At 62.6% G+C, this 13,440-nt stretch carries 9 protein-coding genes; all 9 read right to left on the minus strand.

All coding sequences use genetic code 11. From position 1 onward, the window contains the following. Positions 1–119 precede the first annotated feature (119 nt). Complete coding sequence (locus tag ECTHA_RS0114400) at positions 120–1,553, minus strand: sigma-54-dependent transcriptional regulator (RefSeq protein ID WP_026623835.1); 1,434 nt, start codon at positions 1,551–1,553, stop codon at positions 120–122. Next, complete coding sequence (locus tag ECTHA_RS18485; protein WP_025280170.1) at positions 1,525–3,024, minus strand: ATP-binding protein; 1,500 nt, start codon at positions 3,022–3,024, stop codon at positions 1,525–1,527. Before ECTHA_RS18485 ends, ECTHA_RS0114400 begins: the two co-directional genes overlap by 29 nt. 34 nt (positions 3,025–3,058) lie before the next feature. Then, positions 3,059–4,702 carry a methyl-accepting chemotaxis protein gene (locus ECTHA_RS0114410; protein WP_025280169.1) on the minus strand — a complete coding sequence of 548 codons (1,644 nt, stop codon included), beginning with the start codon at positions 4,700–4,702 and terminating at the stop codon, positions 3,059–3,061. Between the two features lie 144 nt (positions 4,703–4,846). Next, complete coding sequence (gene ubiD, locus ECTHA_RS0114415; RefSeq protein ID WP_025280168.1) at positions 4,847–6,310, minus strand: 4-hydroxy-3-polyprenylbenzoate decarboxylase; 1,464 nt, start codon at positions 6,308–6,310, stop codon at positions 4,847–4,849. An 11-nt stretch (positions 6,311–6,321) separates the two neighbouring features. Next, positions 6,322–7,089, minus strand: a complete 768-nt coding sequence (xth, locus tag ECTHA_RS0114420; protein WP_025280167.1) for an exodeoxyribonuclease III — start codon at positions 7,087–7,089, stop codon at positions 6,322–6,324. After that, positions 7,086–9,128, minus strand: coding sequence for an oligopeptidase A (gene prlC, locus ECTHA_RS0114425; protein ID WP_025280166.1), 2,043 nt, complete (start codon positions 9,126–9,128; stop codon positions 7,086–7,088). The genes xth and prlC overlap by 4 nt, the downstream gene beginning before the upstream one ends. A gap of 137 nt (positions 9,129–9,265) precedes the next feature. Continuing rightward, positions 9,266–10,162 carry a GIDE domain-containing protein gene (locus tag ECTHA_RS0114430; protein WP_051582662.1) on the minus strand — a complete coding sequence of 299 codons (897 nt, stop codon included), beginning with the start codon at positions 10,160–10,162 and terminating at the stop codon, positions 9,266–9,268. An 18-nt stretch (positions 10,163–10,180) separates the two neighbouring features. Then, positions 10,181–10,753 carry a LemA family protein gene (locus ECTHA_RS0114435; RefSeq protein ID WP_025280164.1) on the minus strand — a complete coding sequence of 191 codons (573 nt, stop codon included), beginning with the start codon at positions 10,751–10,753 and terminating at the stop codon, positions 10,181–10,183. A gap of 129 nt (positions 10,754–10,882) precedes the next feature. Next, a complete protein-coding gene (gene gyrB / locus ECTHA_RS0114440) occupies positions 10,883–13,306 on the minus strand; it encodes a DNA topoisomerase (ATP-hydrolyzing) subunit B (protein WP_025280163.1) in 2,424 nt (807 codons plus the stop codon). Between the last annotated feature and the right edge of the window lie 134 nt (positions 13,307–13,440).

Raw genomic sequence — 13,440 nt, forward strand, 5'->3', positions numbered from 1 at the left:
CAGATTCCGTGCCAGGAAGGCCATGCCGAGACCGTAGCCCTTCACTCCAGCGAAATTCTCTTACGACACTGCCATGCCCCCCGCTGAGGGTGAGTCAGGATGGCACATGCGCCACCATGCTACGTGCGCTGGGATGCCTGAGCGTCCATGTCCGCCTCGTCATCCTGGGGGCCATCGCCCAGGCGCCGGTACAGCGTGCGGCGACCGATCCCCAGCACCTTGGCCGCCTGGCGCTTGTTGCCATCCAGGCGTTCGAGCACCCAACGGATGTAGCGATCCTCGATCTCCTGAAGGGTAGGCATGTGGGTGTCCTCCTCCGACCACAATTGGGTGGCCGCGGCGCCGGCACCTGATTCGGTGCGTGCAGCATCAAGCCGCTCAGGGAGATCCGCCAACTGGATCTCGGTGCCACGACAGAAGGTGACCGCCCGCTCGATGAGGTTGGTCAATTCCCGCACGTTGCCGGGGAATGAGTAGCTGCGCAGAGCGCGCATGGCCTCGGGGGTGATGCCTTCCACAGGACGATCCATGGCCGCTCCGAAACGGGCCAGGAAACGCGCCGCCAGGCGTTCGATGTCATCACCCCGTTCGCGCAGCGGCGGCACATGCAGGCGGAAGGTTTCCAGGCGATAAAACAGGTCCTCGCGGAAACAATTCTCGGCAATCATGGGCCCAAGATCACGGTTGGTGGCCGCCACGACGCGCACATTGGCTTCCTTTTCCTGATTACTGCCCACCGGACGCACACGACCATCCTGAAGCAGGCGCAGCAGCTTTGCCTGCATGGCCATGGGCATCTCGCCGATCTCGTCCAGCAACAGGGTGCCGCCATGGGCTTCGGCGAAGAGGCCTCGGCGCGCCTGCTGCGCCCCGCTGAAGGCCCCGGCGGCATGGCCAAAAAGCTCGCTTTCCATGAGTTCGCCGGGTATGCCCGCGCAGTTGATGGCCACGAAGGGGCCACCGGCGCGATTACTCTCGGCGTGAATGGCCCGGGCCACCAGTTCCTTGCCGGTGCCCGACTCCCCGGTGACCAGCACCGGTCCGGAGGCACGTGCCAGTCGACGCACATTTTCGTACAGGGCCTGCATGGCCGGGCTGCTGCCGATCAGGCCATGGAAATCATCCGCCTCCAGCAGCTCGCGGTAGCGGGCCACTTCGGCCTGTAATCGGCGGGTGCGCAGGGCACGGCGCACGGAGATGACCAGATGATCCAGATCCACTGGCTTGGTGAGAAAATCGTCGGCTCCCTGCTTGAGGGCCTCCACCGCCTGGGCAATGGTGCCAAACGCGGTGAGCATGATGAACGACGGCGGCATGGGCAGGCGACGGGACTGTATGAGCAAGTCCTGGCCATCGTTCCCGGGCAGGCGCAGGTCACTGAGGACCAGCGAGATATGCCCGCTTTCCAGATGCGCCCGGGCCGCCTCCGCATCGCCCACGGCGAACACATCCAGGCCGGCATCCTTGAGCTCTTCCACCACCAGCTCACGATGGGAGGCATCGTCCTCCACGACCAGGATCTGCTCAGGGTTTTTGTTGGAGGTCTGGGTCATCATTGCCTTCGGTTGCCACGACATTGAGGGGTAGATGAAGCACGAACCGTGCCCCACCCAGGGGGCTTTCCTCCACGTGGATCTCGCCATGGTGCTCCGTGACGGCACCATGGGCCACCGCCAGTCCCAAACCCGTGCCGCTGCCCACGGACTTGGTGGTAAAGAAGGGTTCAAACAATCGTGAGCGATGGTCCGGGTCGATGCCCGGCCCATCATCTTCCACCACCAGTGCCAGACGCCCTTGCGCCGATGTCCAGCTCACCTGGACCTGTCCGCCGGGCGTGGCCTGGATGGCGTTGCGCAAAAGATTCGTCAGGGCCTGTTCCAATCGCGCCCGATCCATGGGGATCACCGGGCCATCCTCCTGATTGACCAGACGCAGAGTGGTTCCCCGGGTCCGTGCTTCATCCTCCACCTGGGCGAGGGCAGCGCTGACCAGACGCCGCACGGGTTCATCACGCACACGGGGGGGGTTTCTTCGGCCAAAGTCCATCAACTGGCGCACGATACGATCCATGCGACCCACCTCCTGGCGGATCTCTGCCAGCGCCCGGGCCTGAGGGGTTTCGGCCTCCACACGTCGCAAGGCCCGTTGCGCCTGCCCGTTGATCACCCCCAGGGGGGAACCCAGTTCATGGGCGACCCCGGCCGCCAGCTGGCCGATGGCGGCCAGCTTTTCCGATTGGCGAAGGCGTTCCTCCAGGGCGGCCTGATGGCGGCGCTGGGCCTCCAGTTCAGCATTGGAACGATCCATATTGTCCAGCATCCGGTTCATGGCCTCGGCCAGCACACGCAGTTCCCGCGGCCCGGCACCTGCCACGCGCAACTGACGATCCCCCTGACCCACCCGTGCCATGGCATTGACCAGGCGGCTCACATGGCGCCCTACGGCTCGATGGTGACCCAGCACGACCACCGCAACGAACAACAGGCTGAGGACCCCCAGGGCCATGAGGGCGCGGGAGCGCACCTGCATGAGATCTTCGTGGAAGTCGCCGCCGTGGCGGGTGACCTGGAGCAGCCCGTTGATGCGGCCACCCGCATCACTCAGGGGCATGAAGAAGGAATAGATCTCCTGACCACTGCGGTCGTCAAAGGCCCCGTGGGTGCCAGTCACCGTGGCAAGACGAGCATCGCGACGGCGATCCATGGAGGGACTGCGCGGGCCACTGGCAGCCACCAGCTCACCCTGGTGGTCGTAGACATAGGCACCGTAAACCTGATCGATGCGAAAGGCAGAGTCCAGGGCCTGCTGGACATTGGCCCGCTCCCCGCGGGCCAGAGCATCACTCAGCGGCAGGTGGATGGCCCGGGCCACCAGTTCGATGTCCTGCTGCATGCGCGTTTCCATGTGGGCTTCCAGACTCGTGAGCCCCGACCATCCGGCCAGGAGCACGATCAGCAGCAGGGGGGCCAGCACGAAGCCCAGCAGGGCGGACCGCAGGCTGTAGGGATAGGCAGGGAATGTCATGGCATGCACCGGGCGGTGTATTCAGGCGGCGCGATCAGCCGCTCCGGTCATGATACCCGATACGAAAACCACCCCAATGCCGTCCCTTGACGAAAATGGGCACCGAGAGGTCATGCATGATCTCCCCGGTATCCCGCTTGTAAGTCTGCAGCAAATAGGGCTTCTGGTGCGAGCCACAGCGGGAGCCGGTGCGGTCCTTGAAGATCCGCTTGGTGCGGTTGTTGGCCAGGTCCTTGGCATAATCACCGGTCAGGGCCTTGGCATAGCGACGGTTATGGGTGGGGAAATAACCATGATCATCCACGGCGCCGGCATAGGCGATAAAGCGATGGCGCTCCAGGATGGGTTCCTGAATGGCTGGTAGGACCTTGTCGGTGAAATCGTCGAAGCGGGTCTTGTGCTTCACCGGATCGGTATCCGGGATGGGCTTGTAATTGCGGTCGAACAGATCCTCCAGGCGAATGCGGCCTGCGTCCACCGCCGCCTCGAACGCGTGTCCGACAGCAGCAGCAGCCTGTTCGGCTTCCTGGCGCACCTGATCGTGCAGGCCCCCCAGTCCCACATCGCCCAGAAGCTCGTAAATCAATTCCGCCCGCTCCGCCAGTTGCTCCGCCTGGGAGGACAGATGGCTCACATCGTCCTCGGTCTCCCGCAGGTGGCTGCTGACGGTCTGGATGGCCCGGGTCACCTCGTCCAGATGATTGTGATTCTGCTCGGCGCCACTGACCACCGTCTGGATGCAGTTATCTGCATTGGCGGAGTGGTTGAGGATGTCGGAGAGATGCTGGTCCACCTTCACGGTGCGGTCGGCGCTGCCCTGCACTGACTCCACCAACTGCTGCATGGTGGAGGCAGCCTGGTGGGTCTCCGTGTTGATCTCCTGGACCATCTGGCCGATCTCACCGGTGGCCTGAGAGGTTCGGTTGGCCAGGCTGCGCACCTCGTCCGCCACCACCGCAAAACCCCGGCCCTGTTCGCCGGCACGGGCGGCCTCGATGGCCGCGTTCAAGGCCAGCAGATTGGTCTGCTCGGCAATGCCGCTGATCACCCCGGTGATGCGCTGAATCTCTCCGGCGCGGCCTTCCAGACGGGACATGAGCTGGGAGGCCTGCTCCATGCGTTCCTTCATCTCCTCCATGTGACTGAGGGCGTCCTCCACGCAGGCATGACCGGCGTGACTGGCCTCGTTGGTCAGGCGGGCGCTCTCGGCAGCCTGCCCGGAACTCTCCACGGAGGTCTGCACCGTGGCTGAGATCTGCCCGGACGCATCGGCGATGCCGTTGACGGTGGAGACCTGGGAGTGCACCCGCTGCTTGAGGGTGACCGACGCATGGGACACTTCGGCGGCAGAGACAGCGATACGGGACCCGGTATCGGCCAGGCGCCCCGCCAGCTTGCGTTGCCTCTCCAGGGCCTGGGCGATGACCTTGCTGCGCGGATCTTCCGTGACCGTCAGTGGGGCAGGGGGGCGGGAGAGGGTCTGCGCGTAAAGTGTTTCCAGGGCCTGCTCACGGGGTGCCACGTGCAGTCGGTCCATCACCGTGATGGCGCCGCCGGTAGCCAGCATGGATGCCAGGATGGCTGCCCCCGGCCCGGGCCCCAATAGCCAGACGAGGGTCAGTGCGAGCAACCCGGCCAGAACCACCAGACCGATCATGAGGAGTATGCGTTGTGTCATGGCGAGATCCGTGATGAGAAGAACACGGGGCGCCTGCCCGGCGCCTCCCTGCGAGTTAAGTATCGGCCAATACCGTCAGGCCTGTAGGGTTTGACTCAACTCAATCTACCGCAGACCACGACACCCGCAAAGCACGCTCGTCGGCTAGATGCCCAGCTCGTCCCAGATCTCGTCAACGCGTCGTTTCACCTCGTCGCTCATGACGATGGGCGTGCCCCATTCCCTTTGAGTCTCTCCCGGCCACTTGTTGGTGGCATCGAAACCCATCTTGGAGCCCAGGCCGGACACAGGGGAGGCAAAATCCAGATAATCAATGGGGGTATTATCGATGGTGACCGTATCACGACCCGGATCCATGCGGGTGGTCATGGCCCAGATCACATCCTTCCAGTCCCGCGCGTTCACATCATCATCGACGATGATCACGAACTTTGTATACATGAACTGGCGCAGGAAGGACCACACCCCCAGCATCACCCGCTTGGCGTGACCTGCATATTGCTTGCGAATGCTCACCACTGCCAGGCGATAGGAACAGCCCTCGGGGGGCAGATAGAAATCCACGATCTCCGGAAACTGCTTGCGCAGTATGGGCACGAAGACCTCGTTGAGGGCCACACCCAGGATTGCCGGCTCGTCCGGTGGCCGGCCCGTATAGGTACTGTGGTAAATGGGATCGGGCCGGTGGGTGATGCGTTCCACGGTGAACACCGGGAAGCTGTCCACTTCGTTGTAGTACCCGGTATGGTCACCAAAGGGCCCCTCGGGTGCCATGTCCTCCGGGTGGATCACACCCTCGAGGATGATCTCGGCCGTGGCCGGCACCTGCAGATCGTTGCCCAGGCAGCGGGTGAGTTCCGTGCGCGAACCTCGCAACAGCCCCGCAAAGGCGTGCTCGGAGAGGGTATCGGGCACCGGGGTGACGGCCCCCAGGATGGTGGCGGGATCGGCCCCCAGCACCACCGAGACCGGAAAGGGCTCGCCGGGATGTGCCTGTTGCCATTCCCGAAAATCCAGGGCGCCACCCCGATGGGAGAGCCAGCGCATGATCACCCGGTTGCGACCGATCACCTGTTGGCGATAGATCCCCATGTTCTGACGCTCCTTGTGGGGGCCACGCGTGACCACCAGGCCCCAGGTGATCAACGGCCCGGCATCACCCGGCCAGCAGACCTGTACGGGCAATTCCCCCAGATCCACCTCATCACCCTTTTTGACCACGGTCTGACACACCCCGTGACGCACCTTCTTGGGCGCCATGTCCAGCACTTTCTTGAACACGGGCAGGGTGCTCCAGGCCTCCTTGAGACCCTTGGGCGGATCCGGTTCCTTGAGAAACGCCAGCAGCTTGCCCACCTCGCGCAGGGCCTCCACGGAATCCTCCCCCATACCCAGAGCCACCCGCCGGGGGGTGCCAAAGAGGTTACCCAGCACCGGCATACGGTATCCGGTAGGGTTCTCGAAGAGCAGGGCAGGGCCCTCGGCCCGCAGGGTGCGGTCGCAGATCTCGGTCATCTCCAGGCGCGGATCAACCGGCGTCTGGATGCGTTTCAATTCGCCCCTGGCCTCCAGGCCCTGAATGAACTCGCGCAGGTCTCGATATTTCATGATGGTCCGGTCTAGAGGTGGAAGTCGGCAACGACGGGGGCGTGATCGGAGGGGCGCTCCAGCTTTCTTGGCGCCGTGTCGATCATGCTGGCGGTACATTGCCCGGCCAGGGCCGTCGTGGCGAGGATCAGATCGATGCGCAGCCCCTGGTTGCGACGGAAGCGCGCGGCCCGGTAGTCCCACCAACTGTAGCTGGGATCCGGCTGCTCGAATCGCCGGAACACATCCACGAAGCCCATATCCAGGATCGCCTTGAGGGCCTCACGCTCCGGGGTGGAGCACAGGATGCGTTCGTGCCATGCCTCGGGGTCGTACACATCCCGATCCTCCGGAGCGATGTTGAAATCACCCAGCACCACCACATGCTCGTGTTGCGCCTGCTCGGCCCGCAAGAATGCCGTGACCCGATGCAGCCATTCCAGCTTGTAGGCGTACTTGTCCGAACCCACTTCGGACCCATTGACCACATAGAGATTGACCACCCGGACGCCATCCACGGTGGCGGCCATGATACGCCGGTCCACGCTCTCCACCCCGGGCGGGTCGGTCATCGGGTCCATGGCCTGGGTCTTTGAGAGCAGGGCCACCCCATTGTAGGTCTTCTGACCCGCAAAAACGGCCTGATAGCCAGCTTCCGCCAGGGCTTCAACGGGGAAGGCCTCGTCGATGAGTTTGGTTTCCTGCAGGGCGAGCACGTCCGGTCGCTGCTGCTCCAGCCAGTCCAGGACGTGGGGCAGACGCACCTTCAGGGAATTGACGTTCCAGGTGGCAATCCTCATGCCGCGGCCAGCCCCGAATGACGCAGCAGGGCCTCGATGTCCGGCTCCCGGCCCCGGAAGGCCTTGAAGAGTTCCAGGGCAGGGCGGGACCCACCCTGCTCGAGGATCTCGGTGAGAAAGGCGTGACCCACACCAGGGTTGAACAGGCCTTCCTCCTCGAAGCGGGCAAAGGCATCAGCGGAGAGCACCTCGGCCCATTTGTAGCTGTAATAACCCGCCGCGTAACCCCCGGCGAAGATATGCGAGAAGCCATGCTGGAATCGGTTGAAGGCGGGTGGCTTCATCACCGCCACCTGATCACGGACTTCGTCCAGAATCTCCTGGACGCGGCCACCCCGCTCGGGATCGTATTCCGCGTGCAGGCGCATGTCGAACAGGGAGAACTCCAGCTGCCGGACCATCTGCATGGCGGCCTGGAAATGCCGGGTGGCCAGGAGCTTGTCGAACAGTTCCTGGGGCAGGGGCTCGCCAGTCTCGTGATGGGCGGCGAACATGTCCAGGGCCTCGCGCTCCCAGCACCAGTTTTCCATGAACTGGCTGGGCAGTTCCACGGCATCCCATTCCACACCGTTGATCCCGGCCACATCCGGGCAGTCCACGCGGGTGAGCATGTGATGCAGGCCATGACCGAATTCGTGGAAGAGGGTGAGCACTTCGTCATGGGTGAACAGGGCCGGCTTGCCACCCACGGGAGGGGTGGAGTTGCAGGTCATGTAGGCCACCGGCAACTGCAGGTCATCGCCGTCCCGCAGTCGATTCAGACACTCGTCCATCCAGGCGCCGCCGCGCTTGTGGCTGCGCGCATACAGGTCCAGGTAGAAGCGTGCCCGAGGAGTACCATCCGGATCCTGGATCTCGTAGAAGCGCACATCCTCGTGCCACACCGGGACATCGTTCTCCCGCCGGATGCGCACCTGATACAGCCGCTCCACCAGGTCAAACAGCCCCTGCAACACACGGTCCACCGGGAAATAAGGCTTGAGATCCTCCTGGGAGAGGTTGTAGGCATGCTGGCGCAGCTTTTCCGAGGCATAGGCCAGGTCCCAGGCCTGCAGATCCTCCAGCGACAGATGTTCCCGGGCGAACCTGCGCAGATCGTCCAGTTCCTGAACCGCAGCGGGACGGGCACGTTGGGCCAGATCGTTGAGGAAACCCACCACCTGCTGCGGGGATTCGGCCATCTTGGTGGCCAGGGAGAGTTGGGCGTAGTTGTCGTACCCCAGTAGTCTGGCCTGCTCATCACGCAGGGCCAGGATGCGTTCCATCACCTCGGAGTTGTCGAATTTGCGGTCATGGGGTCCTTCGTCCGAGGCCCGTGTGACATAGGCGCTGTACACCTCCCGACGCAGTTCCCGGTCGTCAGCAAAGGTCATGATGGCGTAATAGGAGGGGAATTCCAGGGTGATCAGGCAGCCCTCCAGGGAGCGCTGCTGTGCGTTCTGCCGCAACATGTCCAGGGCCGACTCAGGCAGACCTGCCAGGGAACCCTCCTCAGGGACGTGACGCTGCCAGGACTGGGTGGCATCAAGCACGTGTTCCTCAAACCGGGAGGTCAGCTGGGAGAGCTCCTGAGCGATCTCCTTGTAGCGGACCTTCTGTTCGTCCTGAAGGTCCACGCCGCTGAGATGGAAATCCCGCAGGGCGTTGGTGATCACCCGCTGCTGCGTGGGGGAGAGCTCGGTAAAGCCCGGGCCATCGGCAATGCTCTGATAGGCCTGAAACAAGCGGATGTTCTGGCCCATCTCGGTGGCATAGTCGGAGAGCTTGGGCAGGCAGGCATTGTAAGCCTGACGAAGAGACTCGGAATTCACCACGGAATTCATATGGCGCACCGGGGACCAGATTCGGTTGAGCCGGTCTTCCAGCAGGGAGAGAGGATGGATGAGATTGTCCCAGGTGAAGGGCCCGGGCTGATCCAGCAGGGCGTTCATGGCTTCGCGGTTTTCCGCCAGCACCTGGTCCAGTGCCGGCTCCACGTGTTCCGGCAGGATCTCGGGAAACGGGGGTAACCCGCTCATCTGCAAAAGGGGATTATTCATGAGGGCTCGGATCACGATAAGGTCAGGGTATTAATGTAACACGCGAAATCGCTCCTGGGCGTACTCGACGCGTGATCCCTCAGGAGTGCCGGAGGTCAGGTTTTGCCATGGGCGGGAGGAGGCTTCCGACCGACATCTCAGCCCGCGAGAAAGAGCCAGGCAAGGCCACCCACCGACAGCAGGAAACCCAGACCACTCAGACGAGCCATCCAGCGATACCGGGTCACCAGTTGATCCTCAGGTAGCGCGGAGAGGATATAAGGGCGCCGTCGGTCGGGGCCGCGGCTCAGGAGATGCGTGGCGGGCGCCATGGCGCGCTCGGCGCGCTGCATCAACGCCTGATCGGTGGCGGCCTGCCGGGCCGCCTCCCATTCCTCCAGGCAGATCTCGCCATCGCCATTGGCATCGAAGCGAGCGAGGGCCGCGGGATCTTTTTTCCATTCCCTCAGGATCTGCGCCACCTCAGTATTCAAGGTGGTTTCATCGCCTGTGACGTGACTGCGGAAATAACCGATGGCATAGAGGTCATCGTCAAGATGCAGGCGGTTTTCGGTGTAGCGATAACGCCCGGCACCCAGAAAGGTGCCCCCGCCCCCCGGGCCTACCAGCGGCCGGCGTGAATCCCCATGCCAACGGTCCTGATGCACGTGGACCACCTGAGCCCCCTCCGGGTCCACCACGCATTCGCCGGTATCATCCACCAGGTAGAACAGATCCGTGCTGGTTCCCTGATCCACGCAGGTCCAGCGCTGGCGCGATCGACGCCCGGAGCCGGTGCGGTCGCGTCGATCGATCCGATAGGAGTACCAGGCGCAGTGGGTGCCGGTGAGGGGGGCAATGATGGGAGGGCCTTCCATGAGGCGGGCCTGGCCGATCAGTTCAACATAGCCCTGAGCGGCCGAACGGACCCGCGAGGTGGGCGTATCGGCAATCAGACGCTTGCGCGTGGCCCCACGGATGAAACCGAACAGTGAGAGGCAAAGAAGGGCTCCCAGCAGGCCTGCCAGGAGCCAGAATTCACCAGGATCCAGCACGGGTAAGACGACCCTTGATCAATTGAACAGGGCCCGCACATCCACATCCTGGGTCTCGCGGCGGGAGAACTCCAGGAGATCGAAGGGACCGAAACGAAACAGGTGGGCAATCACCAGATCAGGGAATTGCTCGATGCGCACGTTGTTGCGATTGACGCTTTCATTGTAATACTCGCGCCGGTCGGCAATGGCATTTTCCAGGCCGCTGATACGGGTCTGCAAGTGGCGATAGCTCTCATCGGCCTTGAGATCCGGATAGGCCTCGGCCACGGCAAATAGATTACCCAGACCAATGCGCAGGCCATCCTCGGCCTCGCCCAGGGATTTTACATCGCCCCGCTGCTGTGCGGCATTCACGGCTGATCGGGCCCGCATGACCCGCTCCAGGGTTTCCTTCTCGTAGGACATGTACTGGCGGCACACCTCCACCAGCTTGGGCAACTCATCGTAGCGCTGTTTTAGCAGCACCTCGATGTTGGACCAGGACTTGGAAACCGCGTGCTTGAGGTTCACCAGGTTGTTGTAGATGAGCACCGAATACAGGGCAATCAGGAAAAAGATGCCCAGCATGACATAACCGCCGATATCCATGACATTGACCTCTGTCGGATAGTGAAACCGCCTGGAGACCATTGTGCCCCAGGCAGCCGCGGAATGTCCCCCAGCGGATCGGCTGTTTTCGACCCATGATCGCCTCGATCAGGGTAGGGCAGGGAGAAATCAGATATCCAGATTGGACGCCGTCAGGGCGTTGGCCTCGATGAATTCCCGTCGAGGTTCCACGTGATCCCCCATGAGGGTCGTGAAGACTTCATCGGCACGGATCGCATCCTCCACCTGTACCTGCAGCAAGCGACGGGTCTCGGCATTCATGGTGGTCTCCCAGAGCTGCTCGGGATTCATCTCACCCAGACCCTTGTAACGCTGCACGGCCAGACCACGGCGAGCCTCGGCCATGAGCCAGTCCATGACCTGTCGGAAGCTGCTCACGGGATGACGGCGTTCGCCCCGCTGAATACTGGCCCCCTCGTCCAGCAGGCCATCCAGGCGTTCTGCGAGGCTGCGCAACAGACGAAATTCTGCCGACTCGAAAAAGTCCGCACCGAAGACATCCCGAATCTCGGCACCATGCATCAGGCGCACCACATGCACCTGATAGCCACCCCGGTCGTCGTCGTGGATTTCCATTCGGTACTGGGTGGCTCCGGCCGAATCCGATTGCAGGCCCTCCATGACGTGATTGAACCAGGCCTCCAGTTGATCGCGGTCGGCCCGCTGCTCATCGGCCAGGGGCGAGGAGAACACCATGCGCTCCAACAGATGTCGATCATAACGCCGGCCCAGACGGCCCACCGCAGCCATGACGCTGTTGTAGCGTCGCGCCAGATCCTCAAGGGCCTCGCCACTCACGGGCGGGGCATTTTCATGGACCAGCAGCTTGGCCCCATCCAGGGCCTGGTTGAGCAGTAGATTGGTCATTTCCAGCTCATCCTTGACGTAGAGTTCCTGTTTGCCCCGCTTGATCTTGTAAAGCGGCGGCTGGGCGATATAGATGTGGCCCCGAGCCACCAACTCCGGCATCTGGCGGTAAAAGAAGGTCAGCAGCAGGGTACGGATGTGAGAGCCGTCCACATCGGCGTCTGTCATGATGATGATGCGGTGGTAACGCAGCTTGTCCGGGTCGAACTCGTCCTTGCCGATCCCGCAGCCCAGGGCGGTGATCAGGGTACCCACCTCGGCAGAAGAGAGCATCTTGTCGAACCGGGCCTTCTCCACGTTCAGGATCTTGCCCTTGAGAGGCAGTATGGCCTGCGAACGACGATCGCGACCCTGTTTGGCGGAACCACCGGCTGAATCACCCTCGACAATGAAAAGTTCGGAGAGGGCAGGGTCCTTCTCCTGGCAGTCGGCCAGTTTTCCGGGCAGCCCGGCCACATCCAGCGCCCCCTTGCGGCGGGTCATGTCCCGGGCCTTGCGTGCCGCTTCCCGAGCCCTGGCGGCATCGGTGATCTTGCCCGTGATGATCTTGGCCTCGGTGGGATTTTCCAGGAGGAAATTATGCACCGCGTCGGCCATGACCGATTCCACCACACCCTTCACTTCCGAGGAGACCAGTTTGTCCTTGGTCTGTGAGGAAAACTTGGGATCGGGCACCTTCACGGACAGGACGGCGGTGAGGCCTTCCCGTGCGTCATCTCCAGTGGGACTCACCTTGTGGCGCTTCAGCAGGCCTTCGGTGTCCATATACTGGTTCAGGGTACGGGTGAGGGCAGAGCGAAATCCGGCCAGGTGAGTACCGCCATCACGCTGAGGAATATTGTTGGTGTAGCAGAAGATGTTTTCCTGATAGGAATCATTCCACTGGAGGGCGATCTCCACGCCCAGCCCATCACGATCGGCGTCCATGTAGATCACGTTGGGGTGCAGGGGGGTCTTGTTCCGATTCAGATGTTCCACAAAGGCCCGTATCCCACCCTGGTACTCGAACACATCCCGCTTGCCTTCGTCCCTTTCGTCCACCAACTCGATGCGCACACCCGAGTTCAGGAAGGACAGTTCCCGCAGGCGGCGGGAGAGGATGTCGTAGTGAAATTCGGTGTCACCGAACACCTCGGGGCTGGGCTTGAAGCGGATCAGTGTGCCCGTTTTCTGCGTCTCGCTCACCGGCTTGAGCGGGGCTTCCGGCACGCCCATGTGATAGGTCTGGCGGAACGTCTGACCGCCCCGGTAGATGGTCATCTCCAGGGTCTCCGACAGGGCATTCACCACGGAGACACCCACGCCGTGGAGACCGCCGGACACTTTGTAGGAGTTGTCATCGAATTTTCCGCCGGCATGGAGCACGGTCATGATGACCTCGGCGGCGGACCGACCTTCTTCCGGATGGATGTCCACCGGAATACCACGACCATCGTCACTCACGCTGACCGAACCGTCGCTATGAACGGTCACCACGATCTGCTGGCAGTGTCCAGCCAGGGCCTCGTCGATGGCATTGTCCACCACCTCGAAAACCATGTGATGCAGGCCGGTGCCGTCATCCGTGTCACCGATGTACATCCCGGGGCGCTTGCGAACCGCGTCCAGGCCCTTGAGGACCTTGATATTGGATGAGTCGTAGGTGGGAGGCGTAAGGTCGGTCATGCTTTGCCTGCAGTGAACTTAAATGAAGGGGGCATTATAACACTTCGGTGGACTTGCCCCCCGGATGGATGGTGCGACACCCGTGATGTTCCACGTGGAACATTAACATTGACTCTCATGCGTCACGGTGGTGA

Source organism: Ectothiorhodospira haloalkaliphila ATCC 51935 (genome assembly GCF_000633935.1).
Taxonomy (GTDB): domain Bacteria; phylum Pseudomonadota; class Gammaproteobacteria; order Ectothiorhodospirales; family Ectothiorhodospiraceae; genus Ectothiorhodospira; species Ectothiorhodospira haloalkaliphila.